Annotated in this window: 17 protein-coding genes; 11 read left to right on the forward strand and 6 right to left on the reverse strand. The window is 37.6% G+C overall.

Going from position 1 to position 20,691, the window contains the following annotated elements:
* Positions 1 to 300: 300 nt before the first annotated feature.
* Complete coding sequence (locus OLM61_RS16550; protein WP_264523711.1) at positions 301 to 2,559, forward strand: acyl-CoA dehydrogenase; 2,259 nt, start codon at positions 301 to 303, stop codon at positions 2,557 to 2,559.
* Between the two features lie 247 nt (positions 2,560 to 2,806).
* Here OLM61_RS16550 and OLM61_RS16555 read toward each other — a convergent pair whose 3' ends face one another.
* Positions 2,807 to 3,151, reverse strand: coding sequence for a 5-carboxymethyl-2-hydroxymuconate Delta-isomerase (locus OLM61_RS16555; RefSeq protein ID WP_264526395.1), 345 nt, complete (start codon positions 3,149 to 3,151; stop codon positions 2,807 to 2,809).
* Between the two features lie 191 nt (positions 3,152 to 3,342).
* On the opposite strand from OLM61_RS16555, the gene OLM61_RS16560 reads away from it, so the two are divergent.
* The 4 genes from OLM61_RS16560 (at position 3,343) to OLM61_RS16575 (ending at position 9,575) form a co-directional block, all read left to right on the forward strand.
* Positions 3,343 to 4,986, forward strand: a complete 1,644-nt coding sequence (locus OLM61_RS16560; RefSeq protein ID WP_264523712.1) for a DUF6377 domain-containing protein — start codon at positions 3,343 to 3,345, stop codon at positions 4,984 to 4,986.
* A 210-nt stretch (positions 4,987 to 5,196) separates the two neighbouring features.
* On the forward strand, positions 5,197 to 7,413 hold the full coding sequence (locus tag OLM61_RS16565; protein WP_264523713.1) for a glycoside hydrolase family 3 C-terminal domain-containing protein: 2,217 nt from the start codon (positions 5,197 to 5,199) through the stop codon (positions 7,411 to 7,413).
* Positions 7,414 to 7,562: 149 nt separating this feature from the next.
* Positions 7,563 to 8,213 (forward strand): DUF1349 domain-containing protein, encoded by a 651-nt coding sequence (locus OLM61_RS16570; protein WP_264523714.1) that lies wholly within the window; start codon positions 7,563 to 7,565, stop codon positions 8,211 to 8,213.
* Between the two features lie 225 nt (positions 8,214 to 8,438).
* Positions 8,439 to 9,575 carry an acyltransferase family protein gene (locus OLM61_RS16575; RefSeq protein ID WP_264523715.1) on the forward strand — a complete coding sequence of 379 codons (1,137 nt, stop codon included), beginning with the start codon at positions 8,439 to 8,441 and terminating at the stop codon, positions 9,573 to 9,575.
* A gap of 179 nt (positions 9,576 to 9,754) precedes the next feature.
* On the opposite strand, the gene OLM61_RS16580 is transcribed toward OLM61_RS16575, so the two are convergent.
* Positions 9,755 to 10,861 carry an NADH:flavin oxidoreductase gene (locus tag OLM61_RS16580; RefSeq protein WP_264523716.1) on the reverse strand — a complete coding sequence of 369 codons (1,107 nt, stop codon included), beginning with the start codon at positions 10,859 to 10,861 and terminating at the stop codon, positions 9,755 to 9,757.
* Positions 10,862 to 10,867: 6 nt separating this feature from the next.
* The gene (locus tag OLM61_RS16585) at positions 10,868 to 11,170 is read right to left on the reverse strand and encodes an ArsR/SmtB family transcription factor (protein ID WP_264523717.1); all 303 of its coding nucleotides are present in this window, start codon (positions 11,168 to 11,170) and stop codon (positions 10,868 to 10,870) included.
* 229 nt (positions 11,171 to 11,399) lie between these two features.
* Here OLM61_RS16585 and OLM61_RS16590 point away from each other — a divergent pair, with 229 nt between their 5' ends.
* Positions 11,400 to 11,894 carry a TlpA family protein disulfide reductase gene (locus tag OLM61_RS16590; protein WP_264523718.1) on the forward strand — a complete coding sequence of 165 codons (495 nt, stop codon included), beginning with the start codon at positions 11,400 to 11,402 and terminating at the stop codon, positions 11,892 to 11,894.
* Between the two features lie 67 nt (positions 11,895 to 11,961).
* The gene (locus tag OLM61_RS16595) at positions 11,962 to 12,441 is read left to right on the forward strand and encodes a hypothetical protein (RefSeq protein ID WP_264523719.1); all 480 of its coding nucleotides are present in this window, start codon (positions 11,962 to 11,964) and stop codon (positions 12,439 to 12,441) included.
* 94 nt (positions 12,442 to 12,535) lie between these two features.
* Here the strand turns inward: OLM61_RS16595 and OLM61_RS16600 are convergent, their stop codons facing one another.
* The 3 genes from OLM61_RS16600 to OLM61_RS16610 all read right to left on the reverse strand — a co-directional run bounded on the left by OLM61_RS16600 (position 12,536) and on the right by OLM61_RS16610 (position 15,272).
* Positions 12,536 to 12,919, reverse strand: a complete 384-nt coding sequence (locus OLM61_RS16600; protein WP_264523720.1) for a hypothetical protein — start codon at positions 12,917 to 12,919, stop codon at positions 12,536 to 12,538.
* A gap of 146 nt (positions 12,920 to 13,065) precedes the next feature.
* A complete protein-coding gene (locus tag OLM61_RS16605) occupies positions 13,066 to 14,616 on the reverse strand; it encodes a DHA2 family efflux MFS transporter permease subunit (protein ID WP_264523721.1) in 1,551 nt (516 codons plus the stop codon).
* 65 nt (positions 14,617 to 14,681) lie between these two features.
* Entirely contained in the window at positions 14,682 to 15,272 is a 591-nt protein-coding gene (locus OLM61_RS16610) for a TetR/AcrR family transcriptional regulator (RefSeq protein ID WP_264523722.1), read from the reverse strand.
* A 269-nt stretch (positions 15,273 to 15,541) separates the two neighbouring features.
* Here OLM61_RS16610 and OLM61_RS16615 point away from each other — a divergent pair, with 269 nt between their 5' ends.
* From OLM61_RS16615 to OLM61_RS16630, 4 genes are all read left to right on the forward strand, one after another.
* On the forward strand, positions 15,542 to 16,414 hold the full coding sequence (locus tag OLM61_RS16615; protein ID WP_264523723.1) for a helix-turn-helix domain-containing protein: 873 nt from the start codon (positions 15,542 to 15,544) through the stop codon (positions 16,412 to 16,414).
* A gap of 363 nt (positions 16,415 to 16,777) precedes the next feature.
* Positions 16,778 to 17,182 carry a cupin domain-containing protein gene (locus OLM61_RS16620; protein ID WP_264523724.1) on the forward strand — a complete coding sequence of 135 codons (405 nt, stop codon included), beginning with the start codon at positions 16,778 to 16,780 and terminating at the stop codon, positions 17,180 to 17,182.
* Positions 17,183 to 17,319: 137 nt separating this feature from the next.
* Positions 17,320 to 18,369: an NAD(P)-dependent alcohol dehydrogenase gene (locus OLM61_RS16625; protein ID WP_264523725.1), complete on the forward strand. Its 1,050-nt coding sequence runs from the start codon at positions 17,320 to 17,322 to the stop codon at positions 18,367 to 18,369.
* A gap of 1,913 nt (positions 18,370 to 20,282) precedes the next feature.
* Positions 20,283 to 20,606: a DUF6660 family protein gene (locus OLM61_RS16630; protein WP_264523726.1), complete on the forward strand. Its 324-nt coding sequence runs from the start codon at positions 20,283 to 20,285 to the stop codon at positions 20,604 to 20,606.
* The last annotated feature ends 85 nt before the right edge of the window (positions 20,607 to 20,691 follow it).

Here is a 20,691-nt window from a genome sequence, read left to right on the forward strand (position 1 = left end):
AGGATGTGTAAACAGGAATGAATATTTTTCATTCCTGTTTTTTTTATATAATACTTCGGTTGATTCCTGACAGGCAATTTTTCATTTTTTGGGAGCTAAGTTAAAATTACCACAATCTTAACAACATATGTAAACAGGAATGAGTATTTTCATTTCTGCTTTTTTATACAAAATACGGTATGAAAAAGAGAGGACACATTTTGCACCGATTGTTGAAGTCGAAATCGCTAAAAAGAGATTTGAAGCGACGCAATTTGTGCTGAAAAAATCTGCTTAACAGCACCTAAATCCCATATTCTTATGAAAAATACCAAACTGCAAGCCTTTATCCCGTTGTTTTATTTAGTATGGTCTGATGATTTACTGACTCAAAATGAGTTTGTTACCATTCAGAAATTTATCAATAACCTCATATGGCTTTCGCCGGAAGAGAAACAGCAATTACTTTCAAGAGTTGACATTTCAAATCCACCCGGACGGAACGAACTCGCACAATGGAAATTGGATATCGAGAAAGGTATTCAGAACAAAGAAGATATCAGATCTATTTTTGATATTGCCGTAGCCCTTTCCGAAAAGGATTTAGACATTTCCAGCTTAAAAACAAGTTTTGTTCAGTTAGAAAATGACCTCGGAATTTTAGGCGAAGAAGCGCTGCAGAACTTTAAAATAAAAGCAAATTCCTTTACCGCAAACTCGCAGACCAACAGTGATTTTGATATTCAGAAGATCACAACGCTTTTAAATGGTAAAGAAGCGGCTATCATCAATCGGGTAAAATTGGTCATTTCAAGACCTGAATTTGCTTACGAAACTTCGACCGATATTCAGGTGTACCGCCAGACGGTGTACAACTGGTGCAAGATACTGGCAGGAGAGAACCTGGGCAATATGGCCTACCCAAAGCAATATGGCGGCGGAGAAAACATAGCCGATTATTTTGCGATTATGGAAACCTTAAGTTACCATGATTTGAGTTTAGTCATCAAATTTGGGGTTCAGTTTGGACTTTGGGGCATGAGTGTTCAGTCATTAGGTACCGAAAAACATTATGCCAAATATTTAAAAGACATTGGAACCTTAAAAATTCCGGGTTGTTTTGCCATGACCGAAACACATCACGGTTCTAACGTAAAAGGATTAGAAACAACTGCAACTTATACCCACAGCGATCAGACTTTTACCATTCATACCCCAAACAAAAATGCGCAGAAGGAGTATATTGGGAATGTGGCTGTTCACGGTCAGATGGCAACTGTTTTCGCAAAATTGATCATCGACGGTCACGATTATGGCGTAAATGCCTTTATCGTTCCATTGAGAGATACCAACGGTACCACTTTAAAAGGAGTTACGATAGGGGATTGCGGACATAAAATGGGACTAAATGGAGTGGATAACGGAACGATTAGTTTTGATCAGGTAGTGATTCCAAAAGAAAATATGCTGGATCGATTTGCTTCTGTAAATGATAAAGGGGAATTTGAAAGCCCTATTCCAAGTGACAACAGACGATTTTTTACCATGCTGGGGACTTTGGTGGGTGGCCGAATTGGAATCCCTCGTTCTGCTTTGGCTGCGGCCAAATCCGGGCTGACAATTGCCATTCGCTACAGCGATCAACGTCGACAGTTTGGTCCCGAAGGCGGATCGGAAGTTCCGATTCTAAATTACAGAATGCACCAGCGTCGATTGATTCCACCCTTGGCAAAAACATATGCGGTACATTTTGCCTTGCAATATCTTACCAATCGTTTTTTAAACAGAACCGAGGCTGAAATGCAGGAAATCGAAGCGTTGGCAGCGGGAATGAAATCGTACTCTACCTGGAGCACAAGAGACATACTGCAGGAATGTCGTGAAGCCTGTGGTGGAAAAGGATATCTATCAGAGAATCGAATTGATGCTTTGAAAAATGATACCGAAATTTATACCACTTTTGAAGGGGATAACACCGTTCTAATGCAGCTGGTTGCCAAAAACCGACTCTCTGAATTCAGAAAAGCATTTGGAGAAATGGGTTCGCTGGGCATAATCAATTATGTGTACGAGAATGCCAAAACGGCTCTTACTGAGAAAAATCCAATTGCTACCAGAAAAACGGATGAGGAACATTTGCTGGACGCAGAGTTTCATTTGCAGGCCTTTATCCACAGAGAAAAAACAATTCTAGCCTCAGCTGCACGTCGTATCAAAAAATTGGTTGACGGTGGTTTAGAACCTTATGACGCTTTTAATGTAGTACAGCACCAAATGATCGATGTCGCTCAGGCTTATCTGGAGCGAGTAGTGCTGGAACAATTTCAATTGGCAATTCAATCCATAGAAGACACTAAGACCAAAGGAATCCTGACAAAACTCAACCAATTGTACGCACTGGCACAATTAGAAAAAAACAGAGCCTGGTATCTTGAAGACGGGTACATGGAAGCTGTCAAAACCAAAGCAATCCGTAAACTGGTCAATCAGCTTTGTTGGGACATCCGACCAGATGCGGTGGCGCTGGTTAATGCCTTTGATATTCCGGAGAGTTGTTTGGGGGCACCAATTGCGGTTTAATAGAGTTTTTAGAGTGAGATGTGGAATGTGAGATGTAAAAAGTATATAATAAATAGCCACGAATTCACGAATTTTTTTAAGGAAACTGATTAGAAAAATTCGTGAATTCGTGGCTACTTTTTTTTAAAGTTATAGTTTTTAAAAGTGTTAAAAGATTGGTTTATTGAGTGTTAGGTATTTGTTTTTACAATAGCAAGAAGTGTTTGTTATTACTTCGGTTATATCACAAAGTACCTGAAAGTGTTTTTTAAACCATAGCTTTATTGACATAACTGGCTTTCTCAAAATCCATAATATTGATGGAGATGATAGGAACTTCAGGAAGTATTTCGTTTAGTTTAGTGACAATTGCTTTTGATAAGGCTGCTTTTTGATCGGTATTTCGGCCTTCCAGTATGTAGGCGAAGACGTGGATAAAATCGTCTGAAGAATTTCCATTGTTGTAATAGGTGAAAGGATTGATACGAACCTTAATATCAGTAGGAACAAAAAGATTAGTGGCTAAGGCTGTATGGTAAACCTCCTGCATAATATCGTCTGCAGATTTTAGTCGGATTACGTTTTGAGAACAATCAATAACAAAGTGTGGCATGAGTATAATGTTTAAATTAGAAAAATGAAGTACAAACAAATTTACGAAAATCCAATCGGGAATTGGTACCGTTATTTTTTTCATAAGGTTCTTTTTTTAACACAAAAGCTAAAATTTCGGAGGTACTAAATAATTCCTTTTTCTATCTGCACTTTCTTATATTTGCAAGTCTCATTATATTCCAAACTGGTTTGAAAAATTATCTGTTGCTTTTTCTGTTTGCTCTTTTAGCAAGTCCCGTTTATGCATTGGACAGCACAGATGGTATTATCGAAAAGCTGAATGAAGCTTTAAAAAACAAAGGGCATTATGTTCGTCTCAGAGAAGAACGCATTCTAAATTTCAAAAAAATCAAATCCGATGATTTAACGAAAGAGCAGGAATACAATTACAACAAAAGTTTGTACACTCAATACTTAAAATTCAATTCCGATTCGGCTATTTTATATGTCAAAAAGAACCTGAAAATTGCCAAAGAACTTCAAAATACCGATTTACTAAACCTAGCCAATCTACAATTGGTTACCTTGTATTCTTCATCGGGAAAATACCGCGAATCTGAAGCCATTTTGAAAAGCATTCCTAAAAAGGAACTGCCTAAAAAACTGCTTCCTAATTATTATACCGCCTATCGCGAGTTTTTGGAACATTATGCTGCCAATAGCTATGATATAAAATACATTGAGCAAATTATAAAATACCGTGATTCGCTGCTTACCGTTTTGGATCCTTCGACATTCAACTATCAGATCACCAGAATTCAGCAGAACATGTCGGAGAAAAAGTATGTTGTAGCTGAAAAACAGTTGTTGGATTTACTCAAAAATGCAAAGGAAGATCATCCGCAATATGCTATGATGACGTATCTTTTGGCAACGATCTATAAAAAAACGCAGCGGCTGGAGCTCCGAAAAAAATACTATGCCCTTTCGGCCACTTCTGATTTAAAAACGGCAAACAAGGACAATGCTTCACTTCAGGAGCTGGCTTTAATTTTTTATGAAGCCGACGATGTCGATATGGCCTACAAACTAACCCAATCGGCTATTGAAGACACTTTGTATTGCAACGTTCAGTTTCGCACACTGCTGATGTCCGAACTCTATTCGATTATCAACACCGTTTACCTGGAGAAAGAGGCCAAAAGAAAAACAGAACTTCAACTGTATCTTTTATGCATCAGCCTGTTGTCGGTATTTTTGATTGTGGCGGTGATTTACGTTTACAAACAAATGAAAAAAGTATCTCGAATCAGGGGAGAACTGTACATTACAAGTCAAAAATTGGCCGAATTAAATAAAGACATTACAGAAACGAACAATCAGTTGCAGGAACGTAATGCACAATTATCGGAGTCCAACCATGTCAAAGAAGAATACATCGCACATTTTTTCAGTCTTTGTTCGACTTACATCAATAAATTAGAAAATTACCGCATTACGTTAAATAAAAAAGCGACAGCCAAGCAGTTCGATGAAATCTATAAAATATTAAAATCAACCACTCTGGTCGACAACGAACTGGAAGAACTGTACAAGAACTTCGATATCATCTTTCTGAATTTGTATCCTACTTTCGTAAAAGATTTCAACGCGCTCTTAATTCAGGAAGAACAAATCGTTTTAAAGCAGGGCGAACTCATGAATACAGAGCTTCGAATTTTTGCTTTGATTCGTTTGGGAATTACCGACAGTGTGAAAATTGCAGCATTTTTGCGTTACTCTTTGAGCACGATTTACAATTACCGAACCAGAGCACGAAATAAAGCCGCAGTTTCCCGAAATGATTTTGAAGAAATGGTCATGAAAATTGGCCTAATATCAGTGAAACTTTAGAAAATACATTTAAAACTACTACTTTTTTTTGCTTTTTATTTTTGTTAAGTAATTGTTTTTGAATTACTTAGTTTTTTATTTTGCTACTTTTTTTCATTTAAAAATCCAACACGAACTATAACGTTTTAGCTTTACAGTATTCTTAAAAAGAGAGAGACTACTTCTACTTTCTTTAGATGGTCAATTAAATGCTTTAATAAATTTATAGTTATGTTTAAAAACGTTAAAACAATTGTTGTTTTACTATTGTTGGGTGCTGTCGGTGCACATGCACAGCATAAAATTCCGGTTTATTTAGATGATAAAAAATCGATTAATGAGCGTGTGGAGGATGCGCTTGCGAGAATGACAACCGATGAGAAAATTGCCATGATCCATGCACAGTCAAAATTCAGCTCACCGGGTGTGCCTCGTTTGGGAATTCCGGAAAACTGGATGACTGACGGACCACACGGAATTCGTACCGAAGTGTTATGGGACGAGTGGGATCAGGCAGGATGGACCAATGATTCCTGTATTGCTTTCCCGGCTTTAACTGCGCTTTCTGCCACCTGGAACAAAGAGTTGTCTTCACTGTATGGAAAATCGATAGGAGAAGAAGCACGTTACCGTAACAAAAATGTACTATTAGGGCCAGGCGTTAACATCTACAGATCACCATTAAACGGCCGAAATTTCGAATACATGGGAGAAGATCCTTTTCTGACCTCAAAAATGGTGGTTCCTTATATTAAAGGAGTACAAGCAAACGGAGTGGCTGCCTGCGTAAAACATTTTGCCTTAAACAATCAGGAAACAGGGCGTAATTCGGTTAATGTAATTGTTGACGATCGCGCTTTGTACGAGATTTACCTACCGGCTTTTAAAGCTGCGGTTCAGGAAGGAGATGCTTGGGCAATTATGGGTTCCTACAATAAATATAAAGGACAACACTGCTGCCATAACGAATTTTTATTAAACGATATTCTTCGAAAAGAATGGGGTTTCAAAGGAGTTGTAGTGTCTGATTGGGGTGGAGTGCATGATACCAAACAAGCGATTTATAATGGTTTGGATATGGAATTTGGTTCCTGGACAAACGGACTTTCATGGGGAACCAGCAATGCCTACGATAATTACTTTTTGGCAAAACCCTATTCAAATATGATTGCAAAAGGCGAAGTGGGAACAAAAGAATTAGACGAAAAGGTACGTCGTATTTTGCGTTTGTCATTTTTAACTACAATGAATAAAAACAGACCTTTTGGTTCTTTTGGAACAGAAGAACACGCCAAAGCAGGTTTGAAAATTGCCGAGGAAGGTATTGTATTGCTTCAAAACAACAATAACATCCTGCCAATCAATCTCTCTAAAACAAAGAAAATTGCGGTGATTGGAGAGAATGCTATCAAAATGATGACCGTTGGAGGAGGAAGTTCTTCATTGAAAGCCAGATACGAAATTACGCCGTTGGAAGGATTAAAGAAAAGAATCGGGAATCAGGCCGAAATTGTTTATGCCCGTGGATATGTTGGTGATCCAACAAGTAACTACAATGGCGTAGTGGCAAAAGTAAGTCTTGAAGACAAACGCTCTGCTGCCGAGTTAACCGCTGAGGCTTTAAAAGTAGCGAAGGATGCCGATGTAGTTCTTTTTATAGGAGGTACCAATAAAAGTGACAAACAGGATGCTGAAGGTTACGATCGTCTGGATTTAGGCCTTTCTTATGGTCAGGATCAGCTGATAACAGAGTTGGTTAAAGTAAATAAAAACATCGTTTTTGTAAATATTTCAGGAAATGCAGTGGCAATGCCATGGGTAAAAGAAGTTCCGGGAATTGTACAGGGCTGGTTTTTAGGTACAGAAGCCGGAAATGCTTTAGCCGCTGTTTTGGTAGGAGATGTAAATCCTTCAGGGAAATTATCGTTTACTTTTCCTGTAAAATTATCCGATAACGGAGCTCATGCATTAGGTGAATTTCCGGGTGGTGAGGATGTAACCTACAAAGAAAGCATTTTTGTTGGCTACCGTTGGGCCGACAAACAAAAAGCAAAACCATTATTCTCTTTTGGTCATGGTTTGAGTTATACTACTTTTCAGTACGGAAAAGTAACCGCCGATAAAAAACAAATGGGAGCCGGAGATCAGATCACTTTTTCGGTAAAAGTTAAAAATACCGGAACAAGAGAAGGTTCAGAAGTAGTTCAACTATACATCAGCGATTTAAAATCTTCATTACCGCGTCCGATTAAGGAATTAAAAGGCTTCGAGAAAATTTCGCTTCAGGCGGGAGAAGAAAAAACAGTGACTTTTACCATCGATAAAACAGCACTTAGCTTTTTTGACGATAAAAAACACGACTGGGTGGCTGAACCGGGAGCTTTTGAAGCAATCATTGGAGCATCTTCTACGGCTATAAAATCTAAAGTGAATTTCTCACTTCAATAATTTCATGTTTCTAAAAATGGTTGGTTGTAAAGCTGCAAGTGTAAAAATTTGCAGCTTTACTTTTAGGAATACTGCCAATGTTTTTTTATGTCTTAATATGAATTTTACCCAATAAGTCAAATAAAAAGTCTATTACTTAAAATACTACTATGAAAAAAATTATACTAGGTGCCATCACTTTGTTTTTAGCGCAAAATCTTTCGGCACAAAGCCTGAACAAAATGCAATGGTTTAACGAACCTGAAAAATGGGAAATTAAAAACAATGCTTTGATCATGAATGTCACAGCAAATAGTGATTATTGGCGCATTTCGCATTATGGTTTTACCGTTGACGATGCACCGTTTTATTATGCGACCTACGGAGGAGAATTTGAAGCCAAAGTAAAGTTAACCGGCAATTACATTGCCCGTTTTGACCAAATGGGACTCATGCTTCGTATAGATGAAAAAAATTACATCAAAACCGGAGTTGAATTTGTAGATGGGAAGTTTAATATCAGCACCGTTGTCACACACGATAAAAGTGATTGGAGCGTGACCACTTTAGAGAAAGCACCACCATTTGTATGGATAAAAGTGGTGAGAAGACTGGACGCCGTTGAAGTCTTCTTTTCGTATGATGATAAAAACTATATTTTGACCAGAAATGCACCTTTGCAGGACAATACTCCGGTTATGGTAGGTCTGATGGCAGCATCACCTGACGGAAAAGGTTTTGAAGCCAAATTCGAAAATTTTAAAGTAACCCATTTACCGGACCAACGCAGACTGGAATGGCTTAAAAACCACCAGGAATAGTAGCGTTAAAAACCAATTTTCTAAGAGTTCAAATTCCAAATTTCAGCTGGAAATGAAGGAATAAAGGATTTTTCTTACCCTCTTAAGATTTACTGTAATTATTGTAACAAATAACCAGTCTTTCTTTAGGATTACAAGGTCCAATCCGCCAGCCTGTTAGGGAAATATCGTTATTTTAGCTTCCACCAAAAAATTATCTAACCTTTTAACAACCAAAACTATTTTATGAATTCAAGTTCAATGGAAATTAAACCCAAAAAACATTATGAAATTTTAGACGGCTTACGTGGGGTAGCCGCAATTTTAGTCGTTATTTTTCACGCCTTCGAAGCTTTTAATGAAGGAAGCCGATTCAAACAGCTTATGAATCATGGTTATCTGGCTGTCGATTTCTTTTTTCTTTTATCAGGATTCGTGGTGGCCTATGCCTACGACGATCGCTGGGAGAAAATGTCACAATGGGAATTTTACAAACGACGTTTAATCCGCTTGCAGCCCATGGTTATTATGGGAATGGTCATTGGAGCACTGCTTTATTACCTTCAGGCTTCGAATGTCGCTTTTCCTCAAATTGCCACAATGCCAGTCTGGAAACTAATTTTGGTGATGCTGGCCGGTTTTGTACTGATACCGCTTCCGCCATCAATGGAAATTAGAGGCTGGGGTGAAACGTTTCCGCTTAACGGGCCGGCATGGTCCCTTTTCTTCGAATATATTGCCAATATCCTGTATGCGTTATTCTTCCGCAAATTTTCAAATAAAGTACTGGGCTTTCTAGTGTTGGTTTTTGCCGGAATGCTCGTTCAATATACCGTATTTGGCCCCAAAGGAGATGTTATTGGCGGTTGGTCATTGACGATGCAGGAATTGTATGTTGGATTTACCCGCTTGTTGTATCCTTTCTTTGCAGGAGTTTTACTTTCCCGTTTGGGAAAACTGATTCATATCAAAGGTGCCTTTTGGGTTTGCAGCGTTTTGATTATCCTTATTTTTAGCATTCCAAGACTTGGTGATGAAAACAGTTTGTGGATGAATGGTTTGTATGAGTCGGTTTGTATCATACTTTTGTTCCCGTTAATCGTGGCTATAGGAGCGGGAGGAGAGATCAAAAATCCGTTATCGCTTAAAATTTGCAAGGCTTTGGGAGACATTTCGTATCCAATTTATATTATACATTATCCCTTAATTTATTGCTACATGGCTTGGGTATTCGAAAACAAAATTCCGTTAAAGGATGGTTATGTGGTCGGAATTGGTGTTTTAATTTCGAGTATTGCAATAGCTTACCTGTGTCTTAAATTTTATGACGAACCTGTTCGCAACTGGCTTCAGAACAAATTTCAAAAAAGAAAAGTTTCTTAAAAAGAGGTTCAAAGTTACAAAGGTTCAAAGGGACAGAGGCCGAACCTTTGAACCTAAATAAAAAAGGGATGAAAACAATATTGTTTTCATCCCTTTTTTGATTTGTAAGAGTTCTTGGAAAAATGCTCAAAGAGGAAAAATCTTTGCAACTTTGTCCCTTTGAATCTTTGTCCCTAATATTATTCTAAAACCAATTGCCCTAAAGCTTCTTTGCTAAAACCTTTTAATTGATCCGTATGTCCTGCTTTGATTTTTGCCACCCAGTTTGGGTCAGATAAAAGAGGTCTTCCTACGGCAACCAAATCAAAATCGCCTCTGTCGAAACGTCTGTTTAATTCTTCTAGAGAAGTTGGTTCTGAACTTTCTCCTGCAAAAGCGCCAAAGAAATCGCTTGAAAGTCCAACAGAACCTACTGTAATAGTTGGTGCTCCGGTAACTTTTTTAGCCCAGCCTGCAAAATTCAAATCAGACTCTTCAAATTCAGGTTCCCAAAAACGACGTTGAGAACAGTGTAAAATATCTACTCCGGCATCCACGATAGGGTTAAGCCAGGCCTCTAATTCCTGTGGGTTTTTAGCCAGTTTATAATTGTAATCAGAAGGTTTAAACTGAGAAAATCTCATAATCACAGCAAAATCGTTACCAACTTGTCTTCTGATTTCTTTTACCACTTCAATAGCAAATCGGCTGCGTTCCGGTAGTGTTTTTCCACCATAAAGATCAGTACGTAAATTGGTTTCGGCTCTGAAAAACTGGTCAATTAAATAACCGTGTGCCCCATGAATTTCGATGGTATCAAAACCAAGTCTTTTAGCGTCGGCAGCTGCTTTTCCGAAAGCAATAATAGTATCTTCAATGTCTTTTTCTGACATGGTGTTTCCGTTGCTAAAATCTGGTCGGTTTAAACCTGACGGACCTTCAAAAGGTGTAGGAGGAATCCAGCCTGAATGATGATTGTCCATAATTCCCATATGCCAGATTTGCGGTCCCATCTGACCACCGGCTGTATGTACTTCTTCGATTACTTTTTTCCATCCGTTTAAGGCTTTATCGCCATAAAAATGAGGAACATTTGCGTCGTTTGAAGACGAAGGTCTGTCAATAACAGTTCCTTCGGATAATATTAATCCAACTTCACCTTCAGCTCTTTTTTGGTAGTAAGAAGCTACTTCGTCAGTTGGAACTCCGTTTGGAGAAAAGGAGCGCGTCATAGGCGCCATTACGATTCGGTTTTTAAGATTTAACGTTTTTAAGTTAAATGGCGAAAACAGGTTGTTTGTACTCATAGTAATTTACAAATTAGATTGAATTAATTTACTGAGTGCTTCAAAGGCACCTTCGTTGCGTTTATAATAAGTCCATTGCCCAACACGTTTGGCCTCGATAAAACCAGCGCGCTGTAAAATAGACAGGTATTCGGATACTGTGGATTGGGTTAGTCCGGCTTTGGCCTGTATTTGGCCCACACAAACTCCATGTTCAAATCCGGAGTGCTGGAGCTGATCCGGAAAGTTAATTTCGGGCTCTTTTAGCCATTCCAGCATTTGTAATCTGGACTTGTTTGACAATGCTTTAAAAATTTCTATCGCTTCCATGCAGCAAATATATCGACTTTTCCCGATATACCAATTTAAAGAAAGTTATTTAGCATAATTTTAAGAACAGGGGAGGTAATTTGCAGCAGAAGTATTTATATTTGTTTTGACTTATGATCGTATTTTCTTAGCCCGGGATTACAGAATTTATAATAGAAGATGTTCAGTGATTCTTGGGTTTTGGAGAGACTTTTTAAAGAGAATAACCCCAAATTTATCCATAATGATTATGAAAAAAACACTACTTATTCTAGGTTTCCTATGCTGTGTTGCCACGAGTTCTAAAGCTCAGGTTGTAGGAACTGATGTTGGAGACATTGCTCCGGAAATTGACCTACCGGATGCAAAAGGAAATAATGTTGCACTTTCTTCTTTAAGAGGAGAATTTGTTTTAGTTGACTTTTGGGCATCGTGGTGTGGCCCTTGTATCAAAGAGCAGCCTGAATTGCTAAAATTGTACAACACCTATTCCGGCAAGTTTTCGATTTACAGCGTTTCTATGGACACGAAAAAAGCACTTTGGCTGGGAGCCATTGCCAAACAAAAATTGACATGGACACAGGTGAGTGACTTAAAATACTGGAGTTCTCCTGCCGCGAGCGATTATATGCTTCAAGCGGTGCCTTTAAACTTTCTGATTGATAAAAACGGAATCATACTGGCAAAAAACATTCATGGAAATGCGTTGAATGAAATGTTGAAAAGCTTACTTACTGCTCAGTAAAAATAGAAGCTTTGAGAATAGTATTGTTTGGAGAAAGAATATGCGGAAAGAATATAAAATGGATTGAATGGAATCAAAGTTAAGTATAGCTGAATTTAGAGCAAGATTAAAAAACAATACTGAAATTGGTTCTTTGAAAGTAAAATTCAGTCCCTTGAGAATATTTCCGAGATTTGGCGAATTAAAGCCTTTTTATGGTCTTTTTGATGATAAAAGTTTTCGTTTGACCATAAATTCGGCAACATCTCCTACCTGTTTTGTTGTAAAAGGAAGCTACAAAAATGTTGATAACAGACTTAAAGTAGCTTATACGATTGAGCCAAATAGTAAAATTCAATTGTTCTGGGTGAAATATTCACCTCTAGTTGCTATAATTGCAATTAACTTGTTTTTTGTTCTATTTGCAAAAGGGCTTAGGAGAGCTTCTACTATTGTGAATTTGTTTTTACTTTTTACCATTTTCTATTCCAGATGGAAAGAAGAAAGAAAGCGGAAGAAATTAGAGAAAAAGTTTCTCAGGATTTTTGAAATTAAAAGAGACTGGTAGTACAGTTCTGAAAACAAAACCTTTGTCAAAACATAGCATTGACAAAGGTTTTATAACTTAGATGCTAACTTGAAGCTGAAATGAATTTATGTACTTAATTCAATCTGTCCTCGTGATTACGGACTCCGCCAAAATTATTCTTTAACAATTCTCTGACTTGAAATTGTGTTTTGTTTTGGGTGATTTTTTTCCATTCAGTGAAATCAAAAATATGAATTTCAGTAGCATTTGGATTGGTCACAAAGGAAAGCCTCGCGATAGAGTATTTGTAATACTTTAATTCGTGAGAAATATGGCGGTCCGGGACAACGATAAGAATTGTTTCCCATTCCAGGAAATTTTTAGGCACATCTGCTCTTTCAGTCAGCCCAAGAGCTTCAAAAAAGGCAATAATCTTTTGGTCATTAAGTTTGTCGATTTTCTGATCAACGCGTTTAATGGTGCTAATAAGCTTATTTTCATCTTTAATAACACTCATATTATTAGCTGTGTTTTACTTTAAGGTTAATTTCAATATAAAATTACACCAAAACAAAATGATTTGATAAAAGAGAGGCAATAGAATGATTCTAAATTTTAGGAAAAGGCCGTACAAGCTTGTTTGTCAGAAAGAAAGCGCTCTTTTTAGTGATCGGAGAGCATGAGATCGGTTTTTCTTTTTTTCGATTTATTCATTACAAATAAAAGAAGAGGTAAGGTTACTACAAAGAACAATCCAACAAGGAAAAAAGCATCGCGATAACTCAATAAAGAAGATTGTCTTAAAACAACATTCTCCATAAGTCGGAGCGCTTTAAATTTAGCCTCATTATAAGCAAAACCTCTGCTTTGAAAATACCTGATGTAAGCATTTATACGGTCCATTGCTATGGTGTTGTCGGGGGTAACTGTCGAAATTAGTTCGTTTCGGTGTGCTGCAAATCGATGTGCAACATATGTATTGATGATCGAAACACCAAAAGAACCGCCCAGCTGTCGCATCATATTATTCAAAGCGGCACCCTGACCAACATCTTTGTCGTCTAAAGAGGAGACGGCTAACATGGTAAGCGGAACAGTAAGTAAAGCCATGCCCAACGCACGAAAAATCAAGGAAGTTGCCACTTCGGCGGCACTAGTGTTTAAAGTCATTCCGGACATTCTCCAGTTGAAATAAATAAACAAAAGAAATCCGGTTGCGATAATAAGTACCGGCGAAACGCCTTTTTGCAGCAAGGTTCCGCACATTTTTAAGGCCAGTAAGGCAAATAGCGCCCCCGGCAATAGAAGTAATCCGGTTTGGTAAGGGGAGAAACTCAATAAACGTTGCGCGACAACCGGACTGATATAGATAGAAATAAACATACCAAATCCGGTTACAAAAGTCAGGATCGCGGCAATACTTAAAGATTTACTTTTAAGGACCCGAAGGTTTACGACGGGTTTTTCGACCGTAAGTTCCCAGTAAATAAAAAATAGGAGGCTTGTGACGGCAATAACAGTGAGAACGACGATATAGCGGGTTTCAAACCAGTCTTCAACTTCGCCTCGTTCGAGAACTGTTTGTAAAGCCCCAACTCCTATGGCAAGTAAAGCAATGCCAGTCCAGTCGACCTTAGTGATTTCCGGTTTTACAGGCGGTTCCTGCAGCAAAAAGTAACAGGAGATCATTACGAGAATTCCAATCGGAACATTGATGAGAAAGATCCAGGGCCAATCGTAATTTTCGGTTATGTAACCGCCCAGTGTAGGGCCAATAGTGGGACCGATGAAAATTCCGGCTCCAAATAAAGCTCCGGCTGTCGATTGTTTGTCTTTGGGGAAAAGTTCGAAAACCACAACTTGTGAGATGGATAACAAAGCACCACCACCAATTCCCTGAAAGAACCTGAAAAAAACGAGCATCCAGATGTTAGAGGAATGTCCGCACATAAAAGAACAGAACGTAAACAAAACAACAGAACCGATATAATAGTTGCGTCGCCCGAGATTGGCGCTTAGAAAGCTTGTAATGGGTATGATAATCACATTGGCAATGGCATAAGCAGTTATCACCCATGAGGTGTCTTCGAGCGTAGCGCCCAGATTTCCGCTCATGTGCGAAAGCGCAACATTTACAATCGATATGTCAATTAATTCCATAATGGCAGCTAGTATGACGGTCAGAATGAGCAGTTTTCGGTTTAAAGGTGTCATAGAACAATATTTTATACCGATCGGTATATTTTTGGTTAAAAAAAAGGACTGTTGTTTTATTGACTTTATTCTAAGTCATCGATTATCTTTTTGAGTGAAAGCATAATAGTAGATAAATTCGACAGGTCGCCTGTTATTTTAGAAATCATGACGGCACCCTCGATAATAGCAATGATGGTTAGGGCGGTTTTTTCCGGATCTATGGATTCCCCTTTAAATTCTCCCGCAGCGATGCCTTGCTCAATAAAATAGACCAGCTTATCTTTCCATGCCAGAATTATACTTTCGACCTTTTTTCGAAGCACTGGATGCGTATCGTCAGCTTCGGTGGCAGTATTGATGATAGGGCATCCACCCTGAGTGATTCTTAACTTATAATAATCGGAGTAGAGCCTTGGATAAACGAGTAATTTGTCTTTAAAAGTCGTTTGCTTTTCGATTTCCTGTGTAAAAGCATCCTGAAGTTTTTTTACATTGAATTTAAAAGCGGCCAGAGCTACTTCGTCTTTGTTCTCAAAGTTACCGTAAATGCTTCCTTTTGTAAGTCCCGTAGCTTCGGTAATATCGCTCATAGAAGTGCCGCTGTACCCTTTCATATTGAAAATAGGAGCAGTTTTTTCTATAATAAATTGTTTGGTTTTTTCGGCTTTACTCATGAGAATTCAAAATAAGAACACAAATATATACCGATTGGTATAAAATAACAAACTTTTTTCATGAAAAATAAATGCCTGATGGTTGAGATTTGATTGTGAAATAAGAAACAGCCGTTTTTTTAAACAGCGGGCTAACAAAATTGAACTTTAGCAATTTCACCACAAAACTGGTTTCAACCTGAAACCTGAAACCTGAAACCTGAAACTTGAAACTTGAAACAAAAAAAACAACTTCAACATTGTTTGTTTGATTTTCATAACTTTGCAGCATGAAAGAACAACTAGAGGAACAGGGTTCAGAACTTGGGATTAGTGATTTAAAGCTAAAAGGTTTTAAAGTATATGAAGTAAACGGCGATGTGAGCAAGATTCCGACTTACAATCGCAGGGATTTTTACAAGATTTGCATTAATACCAGCAAGAGTTTTATTCACTATGCAGACAGGGGAATTGAGACGGACGGAACGATTTTGTTTTTCGGAAATCCGCATATTCCGTACTCCTGGGAAATCATTTCGCCTTCTTATGAAGGGTATGCCTGTGTTTTTACCGAAGATTTTCTGAAGGTAAAAGACCGTTCGGAAAGCCTTCATGAATCGCCTCTGTTTAAAATTGGTGGTACGCCTATTTTTTCATTATCGGCTGATCAAAAGGTGTTTATAGATTCTTTGTTTCAGAAAATGATTGAAGAACAGGAGACAGATTATATATTCAAAGACGATTTGATTCGCAATTATATCAATTTGATTTTGCATGAATCGATGAAAATGCAGCCTTCTGAGAATTTCTTTAAACCCAGAAATGCTTCTTCCAGAATTACTTCGTTATTTTTAGAGTTGTTGGAAAGACAGTTTCCAATAGAAACCAAAAATGAGCCATTGGCATTAAAGACACCACAGGACTACGCACAAAGCCTCGCTGTTCATGTGAATCATTTGAATCGTTCGGTGAAAGAAGTTACCGGAAAGCCTACCACAGCTCATATTTCAGAGCGAATTGTGGGTGAAGCCAAAGCTTTGCTGCAACATACCGACTGGAGTATTTCGGATATCGGATATTCGCTGGGATTTGAATATCCAAGTTATTTTAATAATTACTTTAAAAGAATCACAGGAACAATTCCAAAATCACTCAGAGTGTAAATTGTTTCATATTCTTAATTTTTTGTTTGATTATTGTTATCGCACTGCCTCTTTACCGCTGTAGATTTGCATTGAAATAAGTAGTATTAATCATTAATCAGTTTTCAATAAGCTAAATAATACTTCACAAAGCACATTCCCGCTTTCATGATTTAGTTTAAACTGGTGGTAAAAAAGCAAATAATTATGAATACTTCAGAGAATCAATTTGTTACAACCGTTTTGCCTAAAGAAGATTTAGCTTCTGCGGATTGCTTTAGTCTTAAATGGCTTAAGGCAGGTATTGTGGTATCCGACACTTAAAGGCAGTAGCTTTTGCCGGATCATTTTAAATAAGAAATCAATCTCAAAAAAATCAATTTTATGTCAACACTTTATACTTCTGTTATTGAAGAGGGGAAAATCCCTAATACTTATATGACTGGCGATGTTTCGTATAAAAAACAAACCAGCAACATTCATCCTGATAATACGGTTATTAAAGAGGTTTCTTTTGAACCCGGATCGAGATGTAATTGGCATGTTAATCCAACGTTACAGTTGTTTATTGCTACAAACGGAATTGGTTATTTTCAGGAAAAAGGCAAGGCAGTTCAATTGCTTCATAAAGACGAAGTGGTTACCATTCTGCCGGGAATCGAGCACTGGTACGGGGCGACACCCTTTAGTTCGTTTTCGCACATTGCTATTATTACTGAAATCGATAAAGGAACCGGAATCTGGCTCGATAGCGTAACCGATGAGGAATATTACAGTTATGGGAAGTGATTTAATTAGATAATTGGGTAATTAGATAATTAGAAAATTCTGAATGGGAAGAGCTGTGTTTTGATTATGTGAAACCTGAAACTTGAAACCTGAAACTTGAAACCTAAAACAAATAAAACTAAAAAAAACAATAAAAAATGGAAGTAAAAAACATAAAAGCCTTTGGTACAGAGGCGGCAGACGCGCTGTTGCAAACCTTAGACATTCAACGCAGAGCGGTATTGGCTCATGATGTTGAAATAGAAATTTTATACTGCGGAATTTGTCATTCCGATCTGCATTCGGCCAGAAACGAATGGCATGGTACAGTATACCCGATCGTTCCGGGGCATGAGATTGTGGGAAGGGTTACAAAAGTAGGAGATCATGTAAAAAACTTCAAGGTTGGTGACCTGGCTGGAGTAGGCTGTATGGTTGACTCTTGCAGAGAATGTGAGCATTGCAAAGGCGATTTAGAGCAATTTTGTGATGCCGGAAGTACTTTAACGTTTAACTCTCCGGATACTCATTTAGGCGGGCAAACGTTTGGCGGGTACTCTCAAAGTATAGTGGTAGATGAAAATTATGTACTTCATATTTCGGATAAATTGGATCTTGCGGGAGTGGCTCCTTTGCTTTGTGCGGGTATCACAACCTATTCGCCATTAAAGCACTGGAATGTTGGTCCCGGACAGAAAATAGGGATTGTTGGTATTGGTGGTTTGGGGCATATGGGAATCAAATTAGCGAAAGCTATGGGGGCTCATGTGGTGGTTTTTACTACTTCATTGTCTAAAACCGAAGATGCAAAACGCCTGGGAGCCGATGAGGTGGTGTTGTCTACAGATCCGGAACAAATGGCGCAACATGCTAAAAGCCTGAATTTTATTCTGGATTGCGTATCGGCAGAACATAATATCGATGCATATCTGAATTTGCTAAAAGTTGACGGAACTTTGACTCTGGTTGGTGCGCCAATGGAGCCTCTTCCGGTGACTTCGTTCAGTCTTATTTTAGGGAGAAGAAGTTTTGCGGGTTCTGCTATTGGCGGAATCAAAGAAACTCAGGAAATGCTTGATTTTTGCGCTGAACATAACATTACTGCTGATGTTGAACTGATCGGTGTGAACGAAGTAAATGATGCCTATGAAAGACTGCTAAAAGGGGATATTAAGTACCGTTTTGTAATTGATATGGCTTCTTTATAGAGGGGCAAAGGGGCAAAGTTACAGAGTTGCAAAGGTTTTTGTTTTTGTGGTTTGTATCTCTGGATCTTTATGGTAAAAAAACTCTTAAGGGAATTAATTTCCTTAAGAGTTTTTTTTGTTACCGATATCTTACTCCTGGCGGAGTATCCCGCTAAAGTTTCGTCTCTGAGTGCGTTGGTATTTTATTCACAATAAAAATATTCGGAGGGATCCCGTCTTGTAGGCATTGCTTATGTTGGGTTTGTTGGTTTTAGGTATAGTTGTTTAGCCCCTACAGGGCAAAGGAAGTGGATGGGCGTGAGTGTTACCGATATTTTACTCCTGGCGGAGTATCCTGCTAAAATTTCATCTCTGTGCGTCGGCATTTTATTCACTGCAAAGGAAGTGGATAGCGAGAGTGTTGCTGATATTTTACTCCTAGCGGAGTATTCCGCTAAAATTTCGTCTCTAAATGCGTCAGCATTTTACTCACAGCAAAAATATCTCGGAGAGATTATATATTTATAGATGTTGATTAATGCAAGATAAAATATCCCGTAGGGATTACATATCGGTGGCATTGTAAAAAGATGTCAATGAAGAATAAAATATCTCAGGGTGAATTATATCTCAGAGAAAAAAAATGTTGAAAAATATTGCGCAAAAAGGCTAATTTAAAGCCTGACACATTGTCTTGTTGTTTGTTGTTTTGTTTTTATTTCCAGTGGTTTAGCTGTTGTTATCTAAAACAAAACTTCTGTAGGTTTTAGAAGACGATATTATTTTGAAAAGATATAGGAAATCGGGGTTGAATTTTAAATTTCAGAGAAAAGTGTCCCTCAAAAAGTGTGTTTGTCAAAAAAAGCATGTCAAAGGCTAATTTTTGATTTTATCGTTGCGTTTAGGTTAAAAATGTACTTTCGAATTATTTGGTTTTTCAGAGGGAAATTGTGGTGGTTTTAACGTTAGAAGTTGACTTCAAATTACCAGTTGATTTATTTGAAAAGCAGCTTTTTTTGTTTGAATTATATTTTAAATTATTACTTTATATAAAGCTTATAATTAATTTAAAATAAGATAATTGTGTTTTATTTTTTAGTGTTATTCAAATTGGAAATATTGAGCAAAATTAGATTCGGATTTTCTACAATTATACTTTATCCTAGTTCATGTTACAGGTTCAAATTTAGAGCAATTGGGTTCATTGTGAGATTTCTGTTTTGTGGGTAAAGCAAGAGTTAAAATGAGTGAACTAATGCTCTAAAAATTAGTAGAGTAAAGGTTGGTGGTATTCGTTTTTCGTGGAGTACGCTTTAAAAACCGTAAAAAGGCTTAAATTATGAAGTGAGAGGATTATTTTTTGAGTTTTGGTTCTTCATCTTCGGGAAGAATAATTTTATTCAATTCTGCTTCTTTTGGGGCTCTCTTTTGTGCTGCTTTTCCTTTTTCAATAGATAGTTTGGCTGTTGGGTATAGCGATCTGTTGGATATATTGGGACTGTTTTTTAACGGTTGATTTTTTACTCCTGCAGCTTTATTAGTCTAAACATGTCTGAAAAATCCTTCTTTAAGGAATAAAAAAAAGACCGACAGTAGTAATTTATTCCTGCTTGATTTTTGTATTTATTATTGTTAATGAATAAAACAGCATCAAATAAATTAAGAACTAGCGTGTTTTTACGGAAATTAAGTGTTTTATGTCTTTGTTTTACAGGTTGATCGGTGTTTTTTGCTTTGAAATAGCGAACCTGAAAAAAATGTTAATTATTGTTAAGGTTAATTAAAATTTCTATTCACTGACACTATTTTTTTAAGAAAGTATGTTTTGAAGGAAGAGGGATTTTTACCGTTTTTTCTGACTCATTTGTCTTTTTTAGAAACATCAAATTCAATTATTTAGATTTTGGAATCGAAATAAATACTATTTTTGCAATGTGAAATGGATAACAATCATATTATCGATTTATTTACTGGCACTTTCCAATATGCCCTGTGCGGATATGGAAATAAACAGTGCTGCTCACAAAACTGCTCAGTTTTCTTCTGAAGCAAATCACTCTCACGATAAAGACAATGATTTGTGCTCGCCCTTTTGTGCGTGCAATTGTTGTGGTGCACAGGTTTTAAGTTATCAGACTTTTACAAGTTATGATTTTCCTGTCACGCATTCTATTATCACAAGTCCGTTACCCAATTACATTTCTGTTTTTGCTTCCAATTTCTACGGAAGTATCTGGCAGCCCCCTCAAATAGTATAATGATGCCCGCCCCGACAAATCGGGATTCGGGTAAGAGCGTTGCGGCTAATCCGCAGCAGTAAAATAGGCAATACTTTGCCTCATT

The organism is Flavobacterium sp. N502536, assembly GCF_025947345.1.
Lineage (GTDB): Bacteria > Bacteroidota > Bacteroidia > Flavobacteriales > Flavobacteriaceae > Flavobacterium.